At 74.2% G+C, this 21381-nt stretch carries 12 protein-coding genes; 11 read left to right on the top strand and 1 reads right to left on the bottom strand.

Annotated elements, in window-relative coordinates; genetic code table 11:
* Positions 1 to 403 precede the first annotated feature (403 nt).
* From ACZ4Z2_RS02820 to ACZ4Z2_RS02860, 9 genes are all read left to right on the top strand, one after another.
* On the top strand, positions 404 to 4642 hold the full coding sequence (locus ACZ4Z2_RS02820) for an FHA domain-containing protein (RefSeq protein ID WP_468071601.1): 4239 nt from the start codon (positions 404 to 406) through the stop codon (positions 4640 to 4642).
* Positions 4643 to 4828: 186 nt separating this feature from the next.
* A complete protein-coding gene (locus ACZ4Z2_RS02825; protein ID WP_468071603.1) occupies positions 4829 to 6250 on the top strand; it encodes an ABC transporter substrate-binding protein in 1422 nt (473 codons plus the stop codon).
* A gap of 8 nt (positions 6251 to 6258) precedes the next feature.
* Positions 6259 to 7614 (top strand): carbohydrate ABC transporter permease, encoded by a 1356-nt coding sequence (locus tag ACZ4Z2_RS02830; protein WP_468071605.1) that lies wholly within the window; start codon positions 6259 to 6261, stop codon positions 7612 to 7614.
* Positions 7611 to 8534: a carbohydrate ABC transporter permease gene (locus ACZ4Z2_RS02835; protein WP_468071607.1), complete on the top strand. Its 924-nt coding sequence runs from the start codon at positions 7611 to 7613 to the stop codon at positions 8532 to 8534. Before ACZ4Z2_RS02830 ends, ACZ4Z2_RS02835 begins: the two co-directional genes overlap by 4 nt.
* A 214-nt stretch (positions 8535 to 8748) precedes the next feature.
* On the top strand, positions 8749 to 11025 hold the full coding sequence (locus tag ACZ4Z2_RS02840) for a bifunctional glycosyltransferase/CDP-glycerol:glycerophosphate glycerophosphotransferase (protein ID WP_468071609.1): 2277 nt from the start codon (positions 8749 to 8751) through the stop codon (positions 11023 to 11025).
* 240 nt (positions 11026 to 11265) lie between these two features.
* The gene (locus ACZ4Z2_RS02845) at positions 11266 to 13431 is read left to right on the top strand and encodes a bifunctional glycosyltransferase/CDP-glycerol:glycerophosphate glycerophosphotransferase (protein WP_468071611.1); all 2166 of its coding nucleotides are present in this window, start codon (positions 11266 to 11268) and stop codon (positions 13429 to 13431) included.
* 5 nt (positions 13432 to 13436) lie between these two features.
* On the top strand, positions 13437 to 15653 hold the full coding sequence (locus tag ACZ4Z2_RS02850) for a bifunctional glycosyltransferase/CDP-glycerol:glycerophosphate glycerophosphotransferase (protein WP_468071613.1): 2217 nt from the start codon (positions 13437 to 13439) through the stop codon (positions 15651 to 15653).
* 77 nt (positions 15654 to 15730) lie between these two features.
* Entirely contained in the window at positions 15731 to 17122 is a 1392-nt protein-coding gene (locus ACZ4Z2_RS02855; protein WP_468071696.1) for a hypothetical protein, read from the top strand.
* A gap of 39 nt (positions 17123 to 17161) precedes the next feature.
* Complete coding sequence (locus ACZ4Z2_RS02860; RefSeq protein ID WP_468071615.1) at positions 17162 to 18775, top strand: hypothetical protein; 1614 nt, start codon at positions 17162 to 17164, stop codon at positions 18773 to 18775.
* Between the two features lie 48 nt (positions 18776 to 18823).
* Here the strand turns inward: ACZ4Z2_RS02860 and ACZ4Z2_RS02865 are convergent, their stop codons facing one another.
* Positions 18824 to 19237 (bottom strand): organic hydroperoxide resistance protein, encoded by a 414-nt coding sequence (locus ACZ4Z2_RS02865; protein ID WP_055516810.1) that lies wholly within the window; start codon positions 19235 to 19237, stop codon positions 18824 to 18826.
* Positions 19238 to 19367: 130 nt separating this feature from the next.
* Between ACZ4Z2_RS02865 and ACZ4Z2_RS02870 the strand changes: the two genes are divergently transcribed.
* The gene (locus ACZ4Z2_RS02870) at positions 19368 to 19859 is read left to right on the top strand and encodes a MarR family winged helix-turn-helix transcriptional regulator (protein ID WP_468071617.1); all 492 of its coding nucleotides are present in this window, start codon (positions 19368 to 19370) and stop codon (positions 19857 to 19859) included.
* 226 nt (positions 19860 to 20085) lie between these two features.
* Complete coding sequence (locus ACZ4Z2_RS02875) at positions 20086 to 21363, top strand: glycosyltransferase 87 family protein (protein ID WP_468071619.1); 1278 nt, start codon at positions 20086 to 20088, stop codon at positions 21361 to 21363.
* Positions 21364 to 21381: the final 18 nt, after the last annotated feature.

Consider the following 21381-nt stretch of genomic DNA (forward strand, 5'->3'; position numbering starts at 1 on the left):
TCCCCGGGACCACGGGTCCCGTTGTCGTGCGCCTGCCGCGACTTCCCGCGGCTTGCCGTGTGTTCCCTGTCGGTCCCCCGTACGCGGATACGTACGGGTTCCCCCGTACGTTCGAAGGAAAGACGCTCTCCCCTGGCGCTCGGTTGCCCGAAGCGGACGCGGGACAGACGTGACCGATCTCAAGTGATCAATTGCCGGGCACCGGTCAGGCATTTTTGGGGGCAGAGCCGACCAATCAAGATCACTTGACGGTGGGCGACGGGCGTGTTGTCAGTGGCAGGTGCGAGGATGCCTCCAGTACTGGCCGACGTGCCCGTGAGCGGTGGGGGAAGTCTGCGGTGGGGACCGCGCAGTCTCGTCCTCGTCGTCGCGGGTGCCCGCGCGGAAGGGACCGCTGACGGCGATGCAGATCCGGCTGACCGTCGTAGACCCGCTGGGACCGACCTCGGAGCCGCGAGGGCGTGCCACGGCCTGCGACGTGCTGGTCACGGCGCCCGCGGGGACGGCCCTCGCCGCCGTGGCCTCGGGCCTCGCCTCCGCGGTCGGGGACGGCGGCGCCGCGCAGCCGGAGCGCGGCCGGGAGGCGGGCGGCCAGGTCGTGCTGTACGCGGGTGCCGAGCGCCTGGACACGCAGCGCTGCACCCTCGGCGAGCCGCCCCTGATCGACGGCGCCGTGCTCTCCCTCGGCGCCCCCTCCGAGCCGGGTCCCGAGGTCGACGAGGCCGCCGCCCAGCTGCATGTCGTGGCCGGCCCCGACGCCGGTGGCGTCCATCTGCTGCACGGCGGCAAGATCCACATCGGCCGCTCCGCCGACGCGGACGTCCCCCTGGACGACCCCGACGTCTCCCGCCTCCACTGCGCGGTCACCCTCTCCTCCGACGGGCGCGTCACCGTCGTCGACCTCGGTTCCACCAACGGCACCACGCTCGACGGCGAACACGTCGGCGACCGCCCCGTCCGCCTGGCGCCGGGCGCGCTGCTGCGGATCGGCGAGTCGGCCCTCCGCCTGGCCTCCTCCTCCGGCACCCGCGGCGTCGCCACGACCCCCGACGGCGAGGGCCACGTCCGGGTGACGATGGCGGCCGGGGCCGGCACGGCCGCCTCCGGCCAGGGACCCGGCTTCGAGGGCGCCTCCCGGGACGGCGGGGCCGCGGGGGCGGGGCGTACGGAGCAGAGGCTGGTGCCCGGCCAGGGTGTGGCACCGGGGATCGAGCGGGCGGAAGCCGCGGCTTTCACGGACGGGCCGGGGCCCGGCGGCCGGGGCGCGGCCGCCCACGAGCGCGCGGGCGGAGGCTCCGCCGACGCCGACGGCTCAGGGGGCTCCCTCGGCCCGCAGGACTCCGCCGCTTCCGGGGGCACCCGTGGCTCCGGGGCCGGGGGCGGCCCGGGAGGCTCCCGCGCGTCGCACCGGCCCGGCGGTCACGAGGGACCGGGCGGCGTGGGCGGTACGGCCGACCTCCCCGGTCAGCGCGGATACGGCCGCTCGAACGGCCTCACCGGACCGGGCGGCTCGGACGGCTCGGGCGGATCCTTCGGGGCGGACGGCCCGGGCGGGTTCAGCGGATCTGGTGGCTCGGGCGGCTCGGGCGGGCCGGGCGGGCCCGTCGGGTCGAGCGGCTCGGGTGGCTCGGGTGTTCCCGGTTCGGTCGGGGATCTCCGTGATGGTGGTGACGGCCTGGGGGCCGCCGGTTCCGGTGGTCGTCAGGGCACGCCCCTGCGGGGGACGGACGTGCCGCGTGGGGTGCGCAAGCGGGGCGGGTTCGGGGCCTGGGCGCGTCGGCTGGCCGGAGGGCGCGGGCAGGCGGGCGCGGAGCACGACCCGTACGAGTACGACACGGAGTACGACGAGGACGAGCGCGGCGCCCTGGCGTCGCTGCTCCCCTCCGGTGGCGAGCGGCTGCCGGAGACCTGGCCGGACCCCGCCGCGCTGCTGCTGACCGCGCTGGGCCCGGGGCCCCGGCTGTGGGAGCGGGGGCCGGGCCACCCGGAGGTGCTCTCCGTGCGGCTCGGGACGGCCGACCGGGCGACGCCGGACGGCTCGGGTCTGCTGCCGGCGGTGCCCGTGACCACCGGGCTGCGCGAGGTCGGCGCGCTGGGCCTGGCCGGACCGCGCCCGCGTCTGATGGGCCTGGCCCGTGCCGTCGTGGCCCAGCTCGCCGCGCTGCACTCCCCCGACACCCTCGAACTGATCCTGATCAGCGCCGACCGCTCCCGCCCCGCGGAGGAGCGCGCCGCCGACTGGTCCTGGCTCGGCTGGCTCCCCCATCTGCGCCCCGCCCACGGCCAGGACTGCCGTCTCCTCCTCGCCTACGACCGCGAACAGGCCACGGCCCGCGTGGACGAGCTGCTGCGCCGCCTGGAGGACCACGCGGCCGACACGGCGGAGTCGGCGGGCACCGGCTCCGGACCCCTCCCCGGCGGACGCCCCGCCCGGCGGCCCTCGTGGGCCAAGGACGACGGCACGGCCGGCGGCTTCGCCGGGCCGTACACGGTGGTGATCGTGGACGGGGACCCCGGCGGCGCCGATGTGCGGGAGGCCGTGGTGCGGCTGGCGCAGGACGGGCCGGTCGCCGGGATCCACGTGGTGTGCCTCGCCGAGGCGGAGGCCGCGTCCCCCGCCTCGCCGGTGACGGAGACGTACGCGGCGGCCTGCGCGATCTCACCCCCGTTCCGCGCGTGCGGGGCCGTCGCCCTGCTCAGCGGTGACGTCGCCACGGCGCTGCGGCTGCTGCGTGTCGCGCCGGGGCACACCACCACGAGTGCCGCCGCGAGCGGGGCCGAGGGGCCCGGCCCCGTGGGCCATGTGGACCACGCGCGCGGGGGCGGACCGGCTCGCCCCGGCCCCGAGGCCGCGCCGAGCCGTTCGCGTTCCGACCGCCCCGGCGCCCCCCACCGCGCCGACACGCCGGGCCGGACCGGTCGTCCGGCTCATCCCGAGCACTCCGGCCGTACCGGCGGGGCGGACTCCGGTGCCATGGGCCGTACGCACCCGCACATCGACCTCACGGGGGCCATGGGCTCCGTCGGGGACGAGGGCGCGCGTCCCGGCGCCCACGATCTGCCCCCGACCGACCAGTTGCCCTCGACCGACCCGAACCCGCCCGGACTGCTCAACCACGGCACGGTCGCCACGCTGGACGCGGTGTCCGCGGCGTGGGCGGAGCGGTTCGCGCGGGCGCTGGCGCCCCTGCGCACGGACGGTTCGGACGGTTCGGCCGGGGACCGGCAGGCCCGTGTGTCGGCGCCGCTGCCGCTGTCGGCGCGGCTGCTGGACGAGCTGGGGCTGGCACGGGCCACCCCGGCGTCGCTGATGGCCCGTTGGGCGGACGCCGCCGACGACACGACGGCGCTCGGCGGCCGGGCCTGGGCCGTGCTCGGCGCGGGACCGCGCGGGCCGGTGTCCGTGGACCTCGTGGCCGAGGGCCCGCATCTGCTGATCGAGGGGCCCACGGGCAGTGGGCGTACGGAGCTGCTGCGGTCCGTCGCCGCGTCCCTCGCCGCCGCCGAGCGGCCCGACCGGCTGGGCATCGTCCTGGTGGACGGCAGGGACGGGGGCGGCAGCGCGGGCGGTGCCCCCGGCGGGGCGGCGGGGCGTACCGGGGAAGGGCTGGGCGTCTGTACCGACCTACCGCATGTGGGCACGCACCTCATGGCCAACGACCCGGTCCGGATGCGGGAGTTCGCGCAGTCGCTGAGCGCCGAGCTGAAACGGCGGTCGGAGGTGCTGGGCGGGCTCGGCTTCGCGGAGTGGCACACCCGGCGTGAGGTGGCGGGCCGGATCGTCCCCCAACGCTCGGCGAGGTCCGTCTCCCGGCCCGCGCCGGGCACGCCGGGCTCCCCGGCGGCCGCCGGACCGACGGGCGGCGGTCGCCCGGACGGCGCGGGGTCGCCCGGCCGCGTACCGACGGGCCCCGGCTCCACCGGCAAAGACCCGGCCGGCGGCGGCGCGCCCGCGAGCGGCGGCCCGGCCGGTGGCGGCAGCCTGACCGGTGGCGGCCTCGCCGGTGGGGTGTCGGCCCTCGGGGGTGCCGCCGATCTCGACTCGTCCTCCAGTTCCACGCTGCGGCTACGGCCGGGCGCGGGGCGCAGGTCCGCCGGGCAGGACGGGCAGCCGGGCGGGAGGGGCTCCGAGCTGCCGCGGCTCGTCGTGATCGTCGACGACCTCGACGCGCTGCTGTCGCCACCGCTGGGCTCCACGGGCCGGCCGGCCGCCGGATCGGTCGTACGGGCGCTGGAGGCCGTGGCGCGGGAGGGTGAGCGGCTCGGGGTGCACCTCGTGGCCGCCGGTACGGGCGGCCGGGTCGGCGAGAGCGAGCTGGGCCGGGCGGCCGGAGGACGGGTCGTCCTCAACGCGCCGCTGTCCGGACCGGACGAACCGTCGCCCGGGCGGGGCGAGTTGGTCACCCCGGGGCGTTCCACGCCCACCCCGTTCCAGGCGGGCCGCGTGACGGGGCGCATCCCCCGCACGGCCACCCTGCGGCCCACCGTCGTCCCGGTCGACTGGACCCGCATGGGCGACCCGCCCACCCGCCGCCCCGTCCGCGAACTGGGCAACGGCCCCACCGACTTGGCCCTCCTCGCCAGTGCCCTCGACCGAGCGGCGAAAGAGGTGTCGGCAGCGGAGGTACCGTCCCTGCTCTAGGCCCGGGCCGGCGCGGCCCCATGGGGGCGCGACTCCCGGCCCCGGCTCCCACTCATGGTCACGACGCGGTCACGATCAGGGAGTTGAGGGGGCAGGCGCTCTTGCCGCCCCCAGGCGCGCGGCGTAGACCAGAGCGCACGGGACAGCGCCTCTACGTTCGACGACGCACGGAGAACGGGGTCAGTGATGCGCAGCATGCTTCGTACACGCAACGCGAGGACCGAGCACCATCCCTCACCCACACCCAGGTCGAGATCGACGACCAAGGCCCTCGCCGCCCTCGCCGCGGGCCTCCTCGCCGTCTCCCTCTCCGCGTGCGGCGGGGACGACGGCGGCGACGACGGGAACAATGGCAACGGCGGCGACGGCGGCGGCAAGCCCACCGTCCAACTCCCCAAGCTGGACGGCCAGAAGCTGGAGGTCGCGGCCGTCTTCACCGGCCCGGAGCTGGACAACTTCCAGAAGGTGCTGGACGAGTTCGAGAAACGCACCGGCGCCACCGTGAGCTTCGTGCCGACCGGCAACAACACCTCCACGTTCCTCGGTACGAAGATCGAGGGAGGCAAGCCACCGGACGTGGCGTTCCTGCCCCAGGTCGGCGTACTGCACCAGTTCGCCGAGAAGGGCTGGATCAAACCGCTCGGCAGCGAGGCCCAGGCCCAGCTCGACAAGAACTTCTCGGACGGCTGGAAGGACCTGGGCGCGTACGAGGGCAAGCAGTACGGCGTGTACGCGAAGGCCGCCAACAAGTCCCTCGTCTGGTACAACAGCGCGGCCTTCGAGGCGGCCGGCATCACGGAGGAGCCCAAGACCTGGGACGACTTCCTCAAGACGGCGCAGACGCTGTCCGACGCGGGCTCCCCGGCCGTCTCCATCGGCGGCGCCGACGGCTGGACGCTCACCGACTGGTTCGAGAACGTCTATCTCTCCCAGGCCGGCCCCGAGAAGTACGACCAGCTGGCCAAGCACGAGATCAAGTGGACGGACCCCTCCGTGAAGGAGGCCCTCACCACCCTCGCCGAGCTGTGGGGCAAGGACGAGCTGATCGCGGGCGGGGCGGCCGGCGCCCTGCGGACGGAGTACCCGAAGTCGATCACCCAGACGTTCAGCGGTGACACCCCGGCCGGCATGGTCTTCGAGGGTGACTTCGTGGCCGTGACCATCAACGGCGACACCGACGCGAAGATCGGCTCGGACGCGAAGGTCTTCCCGTTCCCGGCGGTCGGCGACGCCTCCCCGGTGGTCACCGGCGGCGACGCGGCGGTGGCGCTCAAGGACGGCAAGGGCGCGCAGGCCCTGCTCACCTTCCTCGCCTCGACCGACGCGGCGGAGATCTGGGCGGCGCAGGGCGGCTTCCTCTCCCCCAACAAGAAGATGGACCAGGCGACGTACAAGGACGACGTCACCCGGGAGATCGCCAAGGCGCTGCTCGCGGCGGGCGACGACTTCCGCTTCGACATGTCCGACCAGGCGCCCGCGGCGTTCGGCGGCACCCAGGGCGTCGGCGAGTGGAAGGACCTCCAGGACTTCCTGAAGAACCCCGACGACGTGGCCGGCGCCCAGAAGAAGCTGGAGACGGACGCGGCCAAGGCCTACGGGAACGGCTGACGGCCGTCATGTCGTCCGCCGTGGCGAAGACGGCGGGGGGTGCCGGCGCGCTGCCGACACCCCCCGCCGCACCGCGCAAGAGCGTGACGGGCACCCGGATGTGGGTGGCGGTGCTGTTCCTGCTGCCCGCGCTGGTGCTGCTCGGCGCGCTCGTGGTCTACCCGATCGGGTACTCGGTCTGGCGGAGCCTGTTCGACGCGAGCGGCTCGGGCTTCGTCGGCCTCGACAACTACGCGGAGATCTTCACCGACGACGCCACCCTGGTCGCCGTCCGCAACACCGCGATCTGGGTGGCGGTGGCCCCGGCCCTGGTCACCGCGCTCGGTCTGATCTTCGCGGTGCTGACGGAACGGGTGCGCTGGGGAACGGCGTTCAAGCTGATCGTCTTCATGCCGATGGCGATCTCGATGCTGGCCGCGGGCATCATCTTCCGGCTGGTGTACGAGCAGGACCCGGACCAGGGGGTCGCGAACGCGGTCGTGACATCCGTGCACGACGTGTTCGCCGACGAGTCCGTGTACCCGAAGGCCCGCCCCAACGCCCAGGTCAGCGATCTGCGGCCGTCCGGCGGCGGGTCGTTCACCACGGAGGGCGCCGTCCGCGCGGGCACCCCGGCGCTGCTGCCGCTCGTCGGTATCGCGCCGAACCGGCTCCCGGGCGACCCCGAGGACGCGAAGGCGCCCACCGAGGACGGGGTCACCGGCACCGTCTGGCTGGACTTCAAGCTCGGTGGCGGCGGTGAGAAGGGCGCCGTCGACCGGGGCGAGAAGGCGCTGGAGGGCGTCAAGGTGGAGGCGGTGAAGGACGGGAAGGTCGTCGCCACCGCGACCAGCGGCGCCGACGGCACGTTCCGTCTGCCGGAGTCCGCCGACGGAGCGCGCCTGCGGCTGCCGGGCTCGAACTTCGCGGCGCCGTACAACGGCATCGACTGGCTCGGCCCGACCCTGGTGACACCGGCCGTCATCGGCTCGTACGTCTGGATGTGGGCCGGGTTCGCGATGGTGCTGATCGCGGCCGGGCTGGCGGGTGTCGACCGGAACCTGCTGGAGGCGGCGCGGGTGGACGGGGCGAACGAGTGGCAGGTGTTCCGCCGGATCACGGTGCCGCTGCTCGCGCCGGTCCTCGTCGTCGTCCTCGTCACGCTGATGATCAACGTGATGAAGATCTTCGACCTCGTCTACATCATCGCGCCGCAGCCGACCCAGGACGAGGCCAACGTCCTCGCCCTGCAGCTGTACTTGGCGTCGTACGGCGGCGGGGGCGACTTCGGGCTGGGCAGCGCCATCGGTGTGGTGCTGCTGCTGCTCGTGCTGCCGGTGATGTGGGTCAACATCCGGCGACTGCGGAAGGAGCGCCAGCGGTGACCGCCCTCGAAACCCCGGCCCCGGCGCCGGCCCCGAAGAACCCCGCGGGCGGGGCGCCCGTACGTGCCCGGCGCTCGCTCGCCGCGCGGGTGGCGAGCGGTGTGGCGGGGGGCGCGCTGCGGATCTTCCTGTTGCTGGTGGCGTTGTTCTGGCTGGTGCCGACGTTCGGTCTGCTGGTGTCGTCGTTCCGCGACCCGACCGACATCGCCACGTCGGGCTGGTGGAAGGTGTTCTCGGCGCCCGCCCAGCTCACCACGGAGAGTTACGCGTCCCTCCTGGAGAACGACGGGATCACCGACGCCCTGCTCAACACGGTCTGGATCACGGTCCCGGCGACACTGCTCGTCGTGCTGATCGGCGCGATGGCCGGATACGCCTTCGCGTGGATGGACTTCAAGGGCCGCGACTGGTGGTTCATGGTCGTGGTCGGGCTGCTGGTGGTGCCGGTGCAGGTGGCGTTGATCCCGCTGTCCGGGCTCTTCCGGGACGTCGGGATCTTCGGCGACATCATCGGTGTGGTCCTCTTCCACGTGGGGTTCGGACTGCCGTTCGCGATCTTCCTGCTGCGGAACTTCTTCGCGGAGATCCCGCGGGAGCTGCTGGAGGCGGCGCGGCTGGACGGGGCGGGCGAGGTGCGGCTGTTCGCGACGGTGGTCCTGCCGCTGGCCGCGCCGGCGCTCGCGTCCCTCGGGATCTTCCAGTTCCTGTGGGTGTGGAACGACATGCTGGTCGCGCTGGTCTTCTCCAGCTCCGGCTCCCAGCCGCTGACGGTGGCGCTCCAGCAGCAGGTACGGCAGTTCGGCGGCAACATCGAGGTCCTCGCGCCGGGCGCGTTCATCTCGATGGTGATCCCGCTGGCCGTGTTCTTCGCGTTCCAGAGGCAGTTCGTGTCGGGCGTGATGGCGGGGGCGGTGAAATAGACCGCCGCCCAGGCGGAGGGGGCCGGGGGGCCGTCGGCGGGCGCGGGTGAGTGGGCAGGGGCGCGGGGAACCGCGCGAGCAACCCCCATCCACCCGCACCCGGAAACGCACCGATGCGCCCCCCGCCCCCGCAGATTCCCCCGTATGGAACACGCACCGTAACCAAATCATCCCATCGGCCGTTTCCGGGCAGTATGCCCGCGCCGACCCATGGATGTCCCCCTTGCCCAGGTTCAGTGTCATCGTTCCCGCGTACAAGGTTCAGGCGTACCTGCACGAATGCCTGGATTCCGTGCTGTCCCAGTCCTTCACCGACCTCGAACTGATCGTCGTCGACGACGCCTCCCCCGACGGTTGCGGGGCGATCGCCGACGAGGTCGCGGCCCGCGACCCCCGCGTCCGACGCCCCGTGCGGCTGCGGGAGAACACCGGGCCGGGCGCCGCCCGCAACAAGGGGATGGAGCTGGCCCGCGGCGACTACCTCCTCTTCCTCGACGGCGACGACACGCTCGCGCCGGACGCGCTCCAGGCGATCGCCGACCGCGTCAAGGAGACCGGCGAACCGGACGTCCTCGTCCATGACTTCGCCGGCACCACTTGGGCGGGCGAGCCCGTCCGCGCGGCACGGGACCGCCGGCTCACCGAGGCGGGCTCGGCCCCGTTCCGGCTCGACGACCGCCCCGGTCTGCTGAGCGTCCGCCCGGCCGCGTGGAACAAGGCGTACCGGCGTGAGTTCGTGGAGGACCACGGCTTCCGCTTCCCGCCCGGTGTCTACGAGGACGCGGCCTGGACGTACCAGGTGCTGATGCGCGCCGAGTCCGTCGCCACGCTCGACCGGGTCTGCGTCCACCTCCGCCGGCGCCGCCACGGCGGTCTCCTCGACCGGACCACCCGCGCGCACTTCGACGTGTTCGAGCAGTACGACCGGCTCTTCGCGTACGTCGACGAGCGGCCGGAGCTGGCCGAGTGGCGTCCGCTGCTGTTCCGCCGGATGGCCGACCACCTCACCGCGGTGTTCTCCCGGCGGGACCGGATCCCCCGCGCCGCGCGCGCCGAGTTCCTGCGGACCGTCCGTGCGTACTGCGCCCGCTACCGCACCCCGGGCACGCCCCTGCGCGCCCGCGCCCGGCTGCGGCACGCGCTGCTGCGGCTGGGCAGCCACCGCCTCTACGGCGCGCTGTGGGCGACGGCCCGCGCGGGCCGGGGCGCGGGGCGGCTCGCGCGGGGCCTGGGCCGGCTGGTCCGCGGCGGCGGGCTCCGCCTGCACTACCGTGTGCAGCGCCTGCTGCCGCTGAGGGCCGACCGGGCGGTGTTCGCCGCGTACGACGGCCGCGGCTATGTGTGCAACCCGGCCGCGCTGGAGAACGCGTTCCGCACGTACGTCCCCGGCATGCGCACCTCGTGGGTCGCCCGGCCGGAGCACCACCACACCCTCCCGGTGGCGACCCGGCGGGTGCTGCCCGGCTCGATGGCCTACTGGACGGCGCTCGCCCGCTCCAAGTACCTCGTCAGCAACGTCGACTTCGACCGGCGGCTGGTGAAACGGGACGGCCAGGTGCTGGTGCAGACCCGGCACGGCACCCCGCTCAAGCACATGGGGCTCGACCTTGAGGACCGTCCGGCGGCCGCGCGCGGCACGGACTTCGACGCCGCGCTGCGCGGCAGCGACCAGTGGGACTACGTCCTGTCGGGCAACCGCCACTCCACGCTCGTCTGGGAGCGGGTCCACCCGTCCCCGTACACGACCCTCGAATACGGTGCGCCCCGCAACGACGTGCTGCTGCGGGCCGGCTCGGCGGACGTGGCGCGGATCCGCGAGCACCTCGGGATCCCCGAGGGCGCGGTCGCCGTGCTGTACGCCCCCACCCACCGCGACTACCGCCACTCCCAGCGCGCCCATCTGGACCTGGAGCGGGTGCTGCGCAAGCTGGGGCCGCGCTTCGTGGTCCTCGCCCGCGCCCACCACGCGTACGACGCGCCACTGACGGACCTCGCGCACGGGCGGCTGCTGGACGTCACCGGGTATCCGAGCGTCGAGGGCCTGTGCCTGGCGTCCGACGCGCTCGTCACGGACTACTCGTCCCTGATGTTCGACTACGCCAACCTCGACCGGCCGATCGTGATCCACGCGGAGGACTGGGAGGCGTACGAGGCGGCGCGCGGGACGTACTTCGACCTGCGGTCGTTCCCGCCGGGCGCGGTGGCGCGCAGCGAGGACGAGCTGATCGACATCTTCGCGACGGGTCACTGGCGGGGGTCGCGGTCGGCGCAGCTGCGCGCGGCGTTCCGTGAGCGGTTCTGCCAGTTCGACGACGGGAGGGCGGCGGAGCGGGTGGTCCGTCGGGTGGTGCTGGGGGAGAGGGAGGTCCCGGCGATCGTGCCGCTCGGCGAGCGACGCCCCGCGCCGTCGGCGACGTCCGGCCGCGACGCGTCGCCCCTGGCGTCGGTGCCGGGTCAGTGCCGGGCGGAACACGACCCGTTGCGCATGTAGTGGCGCCGCGGGGTGCGTGGGCGGGTGCGGGTGAGTGGGGGTTGTTCGCGCGGTTCCCCGCGCCCCCTGAAAAGCGCCCGGGGCCGCGCCCCGTGCTTTTCAGCCGAAGGCCGGGCCGCAGGCCCGAAGCCTTCAAGGGCGCGGCGAACTGCGCGAGAACCCACGAACCACCCGCACCCGCCCGCGTACCCCCGGCCCCCACCCCCCAAGGCGCACCCGATCCGACCCCGAAAGGACAGAATGCCCCGCTTCAGCGTCATCGTCCCCACGCACGGTGTCGAAGGCCGCCTCCCCCTCGCCCTGGACTCGGTACTGACCCAACCCGTCGGCGACTTCGAACTGATCCCGGTGTACGACACCGAGGACTCCCCCGCCGGCACGGTCACCACGGCCTACGCCCGCCGGGACACCCGGATCGCCCCGGCCCAGTCCCCGCCGGCCGCCGGACTCGACGGTGCCCGCAACACCGGCCTGGCCGCCGCCCGCGGCACGTACGTGCTGTTCCTCGACGGCGACGACACCCTCGCGCCGGGCGCCCTCCAGCGGATCGCGGACCGGCTGCGGGAGGCCGCGGACCCGGACGTGCTGTATCTGTCGCACGAGCGGGCCCACTGGTGGGAGGGCGGTACGACCGTGGTCCGCCCCTCGGGTGTCGCGACCCCGGCGTGGAGCGCCGCCTACCGCCGGGACTTCCTCACGGAGCACCGGCTCGCCTTCCCGCCCGGCCACTTCACCGACCTCGGCTGGAGCGGCCTCGTCGCCCTCGCCGCCGACCGCACGGCGGAGCTGCGCGGCCCGGTGTGCGTACGCCATCTGCTGCGCCGCCAGGGCAGCCGGCTCAACACACCCGGTGAGCACCAGCTCGACCTCCTCGACCAGGTCGAGCTGGTGCTGGCCCGGGCCACCGCCGAACGCGGTCTGTCGGAGGCGATGTTCGCGCAGCTGTTCGCGGTGGTGCTGCGGAGCGCGGCGCGCCCGGAGCGGCTGCCGGCCCACCTCCGGCGCGGCTTCTTCCGCCGGGCCACCCACCTCTACCGCCACCACCGCCCGACCGGCTTCCGCCCGCCGTCGGGGAGTCTCGGCGTACAGCACCGGCTGCTCGCGGCCGGCTCGTACTCCGCGTTCCGGGCGCTGCGCGCCGCGCACCGGGCGGCGGCGCGGGCGGTGGCGGCGGTCCCCCGCCCCCGCGCGTCCCTGACCCGCGCGTACTACGCGGCGCAGCGCCGCCTCCCCCTGGACGAGAACCTCGCCGTGTACTGCGCGTACTGGGGCCGCGGCCACACCTGCAACCCGGCCGCCGTGCACGCCAAGGTCCGTGAACTGGCCCCGCACATCCGCTCGGTGTTCCTGGTGGAGCCCGACGCGGTGGCCCGGCTGCCGCAGGGCGTCGACCACGCCGTCATCGGCAGCCGGCGGTACTGGCAGGTGCTGGCCCGCGCCAAGTACCTCGTCAACAACGCCAACTTCGCGGACGCGGTCGTCAAACGCCCGGGCAGTGTCCATCTGCAGACCCAGCACGGCACCCCGCTGAAGACGATGGGCGTGGACCAGTCGACGTACCCGGTGGTGGCCGCCGCGTCCGGTGGTTTCACCCGTCTCCTCGCGCGCGTGGACCGCTGGGACTTCAACCTCTCCGCCAACCGGCACTCGACGGAGACCTGGGAGCGGGCGTTCCCGGGCGCGTACGAGCAGCTGGAGTACGGCTATCCGCGCAACGACGTGTACTACACGGCGACGGCCGCCGATGTGGCCCGTGCCCGGCGGCAGCTGGGCGTCCCCGAGGGCAGGACCGCCCTGCTGTACGCCCCCACCCACCGCGACCACGCCTGCGGCTACGACCCGCGGCTGGACCTGGAGGCGTTCTGCGAGGCGGTGGGCGAGGAGTTCGTGGTGCTGCTGCGGGCGCACTACTTCTACGACCGGGGCGACCACCTGGCCGGGGGCGTGGCGGGCGGCCGGGACGGCCGGGTCATCGACGTCACCGGGCACCGCTCCACCGAGGACCTCTGCCTCGCGGCCGACGCCCTGATCACCGACTACTCCTCCATCATGTTCGACTACGCCAACCTCGACCGGCCCATCGTGATCCACGCCGACGACTGGGACGTCTACCGCGCGACGCGGGGCGTCTGCTTCGACCTCCCGGCCGCGCCGCCCGGCCCCGTGGCGCGCGGCGAGCGGGAGCTGGCGGACCTGTTCCGCGACGGCTCGTACGCCGATCCGGCGGCGGACGCGCTGCGGGCCGCCTTCCGTGAGCGGTTCTGCCAGTTCGACGACGGGAGGGCCGCCGAACGGGTCGTACGGCGGGTGTTCCTGGGGGAGCCCCCGCAGGCGCTGCCGCCCGTCGTCCCCCTGGCCGAGCGCACCCCGGCCCCCCGCCCCACGGCCACCCTCGTTAGGAGCTGACGGACGTGCCCCGCTTCAGTGTCATCGTCCCCGTGTTCAAGGTCCGGGGCTTTCTGCGCGAGTGCCTCGACTCGGTGCTGGAGCAGTCGTACCGGGACCTGGAGGTCATCGCCGTCGACGACTGCTCGCCGGACGGCAGCGGCGAGATCCTCGACGCGTACGCCGCCCGAGACCCGCGCGTGCGGGTGCTGCACCTGCCGGCGAACGTGGGCCTCGGCCGCGCCCGCAACGCCGGACTGCCGTACGCCACCGGGGACTTCGTCCTCTTCCTCGACAGCGACGACACCTTCACTCCGGGCGCCCTGCGCGCGCTGGCCGACCGGCTGGACGAGGCCGGGGACCCCGATGTGCTGGTCTTCGACTACGCCCGCACGTACTGGTGGGGCGGCACGCGCCGCAACTCCCTCGCGCATGTGCTGAAGGACGTCGGCGCCGGCACGTTCACGGTCGCCGAGCACCCGGAGATCCTCGAACTGCTGATGGTGGTGTGGAACAAGGCGTACCGGCGGGAGTTCGTGGAGGCGCACGGCTTCCGGTTCCCGCCGGGCTACTACGAGGACACGCCGTGGACGTTCCCGGTGCTGCTGAGCGCGGAGCGGATCGCGACCCTGGACCGGATCTGTGTGGCGTACCGGCAGCGGCGGCAGGGCAACATCCTGTCCACGACGAGCCGCCGCCACTTCGACGTGCACGACCAGTACGAGCGGGTCTTCACCTTCCTGGACTCGCGGCCCGAGCTGGCGCGCTGGCGGCCCTATCTGCGGCACAAGATGGCGGAGCACTGCCTCGACATCCTCGCCAAGCCGGACCGGGTGCCGCCGCGGGACAAGGGCGAGTTCTTCCGGCGGACGGCGGGGCTGTACCGGAAGTACCGCAGGCCGGACGACGTGCCGGTGGCGCCGGAGTTCCGGGTCCTCGAAGGCAGTTGGGCCGCGTGCCGGGCGCGGCGGCAGGCGGCCCGGCTCCGTGGGGCGCTGACCGCGCGCGGGGAGCGGGTGCGGGCGGCGGGCGCCGAGCGGATCCGGCGCAGCTGGTCGCTGGTGCACGAGCGGCTGCCGCTGGACCCGCGGCTCGCGCTGTACTCGGCGTTCTCGCACCGGGGCATGCTCGGCGACCCGGCGGTGGTGTACCGGGCCGCGCGTGATCTGGCCCCCCACATCCGGGGCGTGTGGGTGGTGCGGCCCGAGCTGGTGGGGACGCTGCCGGTGGACGTGGAGTACGTGACGCCGGGCTCGCCGGAGTTCCTGCGGATGGCCGCGCGGGCCACGTACTTCGTCAACAACGTGAACTGGCCGTCGACGCCGGGCCGGCGTCCGGGCAGCGTGTACATCCACACCCATCAGGGCACGCCCCTGAAGTTCATGGCCGCCGATCTGCTGCACAAGCCGGGGGCGCGGCTGGGCGTGGACGTGCCGCGGATGCTGCGGCGGGCCGACCGCTGGGACTACAGCCTGGTCGCCAACCGCCACTCGGAGCTGGTGTGGAGCAGGGCGTACCCGTGCGGGTTCGTGTCGCTGCGCACCGGCAGTCCGCGCAACGACGTGCTGGTGAACGCCAAGCCGGACAGCGGCGCGGCGGTCCGGGAGCGGCTCGGCATCCCGGCGGACCACACGGTCGTGCTGTACGCGCCCTCGCCGCGCGACTACCGGCGGGGCGGGCACGTCGAGCGGTTCGACCTGGCGCGGTTCGCGGAGGATCTCCGCCGGAGCCTGGGCGAGCGCCACACCCTCGTCGTACGGCTGCATCCGTCGCTGGCGGACGGACCGGCGCGCGGGTTCGGGCTCGCGGAGCTGCACCGGCGGGGCCTGCTGGTGGACGCGACGGACGAGCCGCACGTCGAGGAGGTGATGCTCGCCTCCGACGCCCTGGTCACGGACTACTCGGCCCTGATGTTCGACTACGCCAACCTGGACCGGCCGATCGTGATCCACGCGGACGACTGGGGTGCCTTCACGGCGAGCCGGGGCGCGTACCTCGACATCACCGCCGAGGGCCCCGGCCATGTGTCCCGCTCGTACCGTGAGCTGACCTGGCTGTTCGACTCGGGGCAGTGGCGGGACGCGGAGTCGGCGCGGCTGCGGGCGGCGTTCCGGGAGCGGTACTGCGAGTTCGACGACGGGAAGGCCGCCGAGCGGGTGGTCCGGACGCTGATGCTGGGGGAGGCGGTGCCGGCGGTGCCCGCCCCGAGCGCCCGCCGCGACTCGTCCCTCGTCTCGTCATGAGGGAGCGCGCGTTCACGGTCGGCGGGCGCGCGGTCATGGTCGGCGGGCGCACGGTCATGGTCGGTGGGCGTGCGGTCATGGTGGGGGCGCGTACGTGGGTGGTGCTGCTGGCCGTGGTCTTCGCCCTGTGCCAGTTCGCGGCCGTCACCGGGCGCGCCACCCCCGACACCAAGAACTACGTCTCGTACGCCCTCACGCTCGGCGGGGCAGGGGTGCGGGAGTCGGCGGCCGGGACCATCGACCACTACTGCGAGAGCCGGGCGGCCACCGCGGAGCGGGACCAGAGCGTGGACGTGGTGCGCTTCCGCGCGCCGAGCCCGGCCGGGCGGGTGGCCGCGGAGTGCCGCCGGGAGCTGTGGCAGAAGGTGGAGCGGCGGCTGGCGGCCGGGCAGACGGGCGGTCCGATCGCGCCCTTCACCTCCGAGCGGTTCCAGCGGATCTTCGAGGTGCGCCCCGGCTATCCGGTGCTGCTGATGCCGTTCGTGACGGTGTTCGGGGTGACCTGGGGGGTGTGGCTGTCGAGCGTGCTGATCGCGGCGGCCGGGGGCGTCCTCGCCTTCCTGGTGCTGCGCGCGGCCCGCGCCCCGGTCCCCGTGGCCCTCACCGGTCAGGCCCTGTACTACGTGCTGCCGTGCGGGGCGACCGCCATGCGCCCCATGACCGAGGGGCTGCTGATGGCCCTGACGCTGGCGGCGCTGTGGGGGTGCGCGCTGGCCGTGCGGGGGCGGGTGCGCGCGGGTGCCCTGCTGGTGGGCGGCGCCTCGGCGGCGTTGTTCACGGTGAAGCATTCGCAGGCGCTGTTCCTGGGGGTGTGTCTGGCGGGGGCGTGCGCGGCGGTCGCGCTACGGGGCGCGCGGCGCGCCCGCCGTGAGGGCGGGTCGGTCTCAGCCACGCCGGGCGCAGCTGGGCCGGGCGCAGCTGGGCCGGGCGAAAGGGGATCAGCGGGAGAGGGGACGGCGGGATGGGCGTCGGCGGGACAGGCGTCGGCGGGTCGCGGTGCCGGGGTCGAGGCGTGGGTGCGGGTGATCGGGGCGGTGGCGGCGGGCGCGGTGGTGGGCACGCTGCTGGTGGCCCGGCTGCTGCACTACCCGGCCGCCACCGAGAGCCTCCAGGACCTGCTCACCGACCACTTCACGCGGCCCGACCGGGCCCGGCTGTGGCCGGAGTTCCTGCGTCTGGAGGCCGACTTCTGGGTGGAGTGGGGGCGCCGTCAGCTCACGCAGCCGCTGTTCCTGGCCGCGCTGGCGGCGGGGGCGTGGGGGGCGTTGCGGCAGCGGCCCGTGTTCGGGTGGTTCGTGGTGGCCGGCGGCGTCACGGGCCTGCTCAACCAGGCGGGCCATCCGGACATCACCATCTGGGGCGACCGGCTGATCGTGGTGGCGTGGCTGCTGCCGGTGCTGGGACTGCCCCTGCTGCTGGAGCGGATCACCGCCACCCGCCCTTCACTCGATGTGGTGACGGCCCGCTAAGCGGATGATCATCCGAGCCGATCCGGGAATAGACGGCAAATGCCCTACACCGGATCTGGTTCCGTCTCCCTGGACGGCGGCGCCCGCCCCCGGCGCCGCCTCCGTGGCGCACTCGGCGCCACCGCGCTCCGTGGCGGCCGTACCCGCCTGACCCGACGGCCGAGCCCGTATGTCCTGGTCGGCGGGCTGTTCTGGCTGGTGATGACGCTGGCGTACTGGCGGGTGCCGTTGTGCTGCGACGCCGGCCAGCACGCGGCGGTGATCGAACGCCTCCGCTGGGATCTGTGGCACCCGGCCCACCCGACGGCGGATCTGCCGGGCGCGGGCAGCCCGTACTACTCCCCCTACACCGTCGTCCAGGGTGTCCTCGCCCGGCTCACCGGCCTGAGCGGCTGGGCGCTGGTGAAGCTGGCCGGGCCGCTGAACCTGCTCGTGCTGCTCACCGGGGTCGGCCGGTTCGTCCGGGTGCTGACACCCCGGCCGTGGGCGCCGGTCCTCGCGCTGCTGTTCATGACGCTGCTGTGGGGCACCGAGCGGATCGTGTGGAGCGGCTATCTCGGGCTGATGTCGCTGACGACCAACCTCGGCTACCCGTCGGCGTTCGCCATCGGTCTGACGTTCTGGGCGTGGGCGTGGACGGGTGCACGCGCGCGTGGCGGCGGCCTGCCGCGCGGCGTGCGGTACGTGGGCCCGAGCGGCCTGGGGAGCGCCTGGGCGTACGCCGGGCTGGGCGCGTTGTACGGGCTGATCGTGCTGACGCACCCGATCACGGCCGTGGCCGCGCTGGCGGGCGCCGTCGCCGTGGTGGCGGCGTGGCAGCGCGGTTGGTGGGGGCCGGTGGTGGGGCGCTGGGCGCTGACGGGCGCGGTCGCCCTGGCGGTCGCGGTGGCGTGGCCGTACTACAGCGTCCTGGCGCTGGCCGGGAACACGAGCGTGGACGGCATGCACCGGCTCCTGTACACGGACATGGCCGGGCATCTGTGGCTGGCGCTGCTGGGGCTGCCGGCGCTGTGGGCGCGGGCACGCAGATCACCGCGGGATCCGCTGGTGCTGATGTTCGCGGCGGAGTGTCTGGTGGTGGCGTACGGCTGGGTCAGCGGCCACTACACGTGCGGCCGGATCCTGGGGCTGGCCGCCGTCCCCGCGCAGTTCGCCCTGGCGGTGGAGCTGGCGGCGCCCCGGCCGTGGGGGTGGGGGCGGCGGGTGCTGGGCGCCGTCGCCGCCGCGGGGGTGTGTGCCGGGTTCCTGACCGTGCAGGCGGGGGCCGTCGTGCCCCGGTCGCTGGACCCGGTCGGCTTCGAGCAGCCGCCGCGCTGGCCCGGGTACGCGTGGGCGGCGCGGCATGTGGGCCCGGGCGAGGTGCTGATCACCGACGGGTACTACGCGGGGCACGCGATCGCCGGGTACGGGGTGAACATGGCGGCGCCCACCTGGCCCGATCCGGCGCTGGACGAGGCGGGGCGGAGACGGCGGTACGCGGATGTCCGGGCGTATCTCGACCCGGCGGCCACGCGCGCGGAGCGGACGCGGATCGCCCGGCGGTACGGGGTGAAGTGGCTGCTGCTCACCCGGTGGCGGAAGACTCCGGAGGAGGCGGTGGTCGTGGACTGGAGTCCGCGGACCGGGGAGGTGCTGGCGCGGATCGCTCCGTAGGGGTGGTGCGGAGCGATCCGCGCGCGTCGCCGTCGCCGGGTCGGGTGACTACTCGATGACGAGCTCGACCGGGATGTTGTTGCGCGTGGCGTTGGAGTAGGGGCAGACCTGGTGGGCCTGCTCGACGAGCTTGCGGCCGGTGGCCTCGTCGACGCTGTCGGGGAGCTCGACGCGGAGGGTGGCCTTGAGGGCGAAGCCCTCGCCCTGCTTGCCTATGCCGACCTCGGCGGTCACCGCGGCCTCGCTGACGTCGACCTTGGCGGCGCGGCCGACCAGGCCGAGGGCGCTGGCGAAGCAGGCGGCGTAGCCCGCGGCGAACAGCTGCTCCGGGTTGGTGCCCTGGCCGTTGCCGCCCAGCTCCACCGGGAGGGCCAGGTCGAGGTCGAGCTTGCCGTCGTTGGTGACGGCACGGCCCTCGCGGCCGTGGGTGGCGGTGGCGACAGCGGTGTAGAGCGCGTCCATGGGAAACCCATCCCTTTCACAGTTCACGTCACGTTCCGGCGATCCGTCCGACCGCCGTGCACGACCCCAAGTAGAGCACACAATTCAATTGGGCACAACTAAATGGCGGACGGCGCGGTACTCTGGGGGCATGACCAGCGCCATCCCACTGCCCGAGGGGGTCTCCGAGGAGGAGTTCCTCCGCCTGGACCGGCAGATCTGCTTCTCCCTGCACGCCGCCTCGCGCGCCTTCAACGGCGTCTACCGGGTGGTCCTCAAGGAACTGGGGATCACCTATCCGCAGTACCTGGTGATGCTGGTGCTGTGGGAGCGGGGCGAGCTGCCCGTGAAGAAGCTCGGCGAGTATCTGCGGCTCGACTCCGGGACCCTGTCCCCGCTGCTCAAACGCCTGGAGGCCGCCGGTCTCGTCCGGCGCGAGCGCAGCGCGCGCGACGAGCGGTCCGTCGAGGTGCGGCTGACCGAGGAGGGCACCGCCCTGCGCGAGCGCGCCCTGGCCGTGCCGCGCCGGATCGTCTCGGCGACGAGCTTCGACGTCGACGAGATCCGCGACCTGCGCGACCGCCTGGACCGCCTCACCGCCGCCCTCGACGAGGCGGCGCTCCAGGAGCCCGCGGGCCCTTGAGACACCGCACGCGAGCCGCTGAAGCACCGCCCGCAGGCCCTTGACGCACCGCCCGTACTTCCCTTGACGCGCAACGCCCGCGCGCCCGCGACACGGCCCGCGAGCCGCTGACACGCCCACCCGTGAGTGACGACGCGCTGCCCATTGGTCGCTCATGACCGATCTTGTCGCCCATTGACGGCGTAGCGTCGCTTTCCCGGCTTTCGCTCGCCTTACGATCCGGCCGATGAGACCTCTCACCGCCGGCTGGCTCGCCACCCGCGCCCTGATGCTGTGGCTGCTCGCGCACAACCACCTCGGCCCGCTCGGCGAGGGCGGGGTCGCGCGCGAGGTGCACCAGCTGTACGCCCGCTGGTACGGCGTCCTCGCGACCGGCACGTACCCCTCGGGCGACCGGCTGTGGCAGTACCCGCCGGGTGCGGGGCCGGTGCTCCTCTCCCCCGGACTGCTGCCGGGGCTGACGTACTTCCAGGCGTTCGTGGTCCTGACGCTCGCGGCGGACCTGGCCGTCACGGTCGCCCTGCTGCGCGCGGGGCGCCGCCCCGGACGCAGTCTGCGCGGCGCGGCCCTGTGGACGGCGGCCCTGCCGCTGCTGATGTTCCTGCCCCTGGTCCGCTACGACGTCCAGGCCACCGCCTTCGCCGTGCTCGCCCTGCTCGCACTGCCACGCTCCACGCGCGCGTGCGGGGCGCTGGCGGCGGCCGGCGCCCTGGTGAAGGTGTGGCCCGCGCTGACCCTGATCGGCATGCCCAGGGGCCGTACGACCCGTGAGGCGTGGACGGCGGCGGTGGTCACGGCGGGTGTGCTGCTGGGCGTACTGGCCGCGCTGTTCCGGGAACCGTTCGACTTCCTGCGGCAGCAGCGCGGACGGGGCGTGCAGATCGAGTCGTTCGGCGGCACGGTCCTGGGGCTCGCCCGCCGGGCGGGCTGGCCGGGGACCGTGCGCCACCGCTACGGCTCACTGGAGTTCATCGGCCCGTACGTGTCGTCGGTGGCCGCCGCCCTGCTGGGGCTCACCGTGCTGGCGCTGGGCGCGCTGCTGCTGTGGCGGGTGCGGGCCGGGCGCTGGTCGCCGGCGACACCGTACGACGCGGCCCTGGCCGCCGTGCTGCTGTTCACCGTGACCAGCCGGGTGATCAGCCCCCAGTACCTGGTGTGGCTGCTCGGCCTGGCCGCCGTCTGCCTGACCTCGCGGCACACCACCCAGCGACCGGTGGCCGTCCTGCTCGTGGCGGCGACCGCCCTCACCACTCTGGTCTATCCGGTGCTCTACGACGACGTGGCCGCCTCCACCTGGCGGGGCTGTCTGCTGATGGTGGCGCGCAACGGGCTGCTGGCGATCGCGGCGGGCCTGTCGTTCGCCCGGCTTTGGCGGGGTACCACCGGGAATCCCCACTCGATCGACACGAACGGCACCGACGATCCGACGGAATCCCACACTCCCGAACGGAACCCCGACTCCGCACGCGCCATCTTCCCCATGGGGCCGCGAAGCCCCTCTTAAGGGAAGATTGCACACAAA

It is taken from the genome of Streptomyces sp. NPDC030183 (assembly GCF_055573455.1).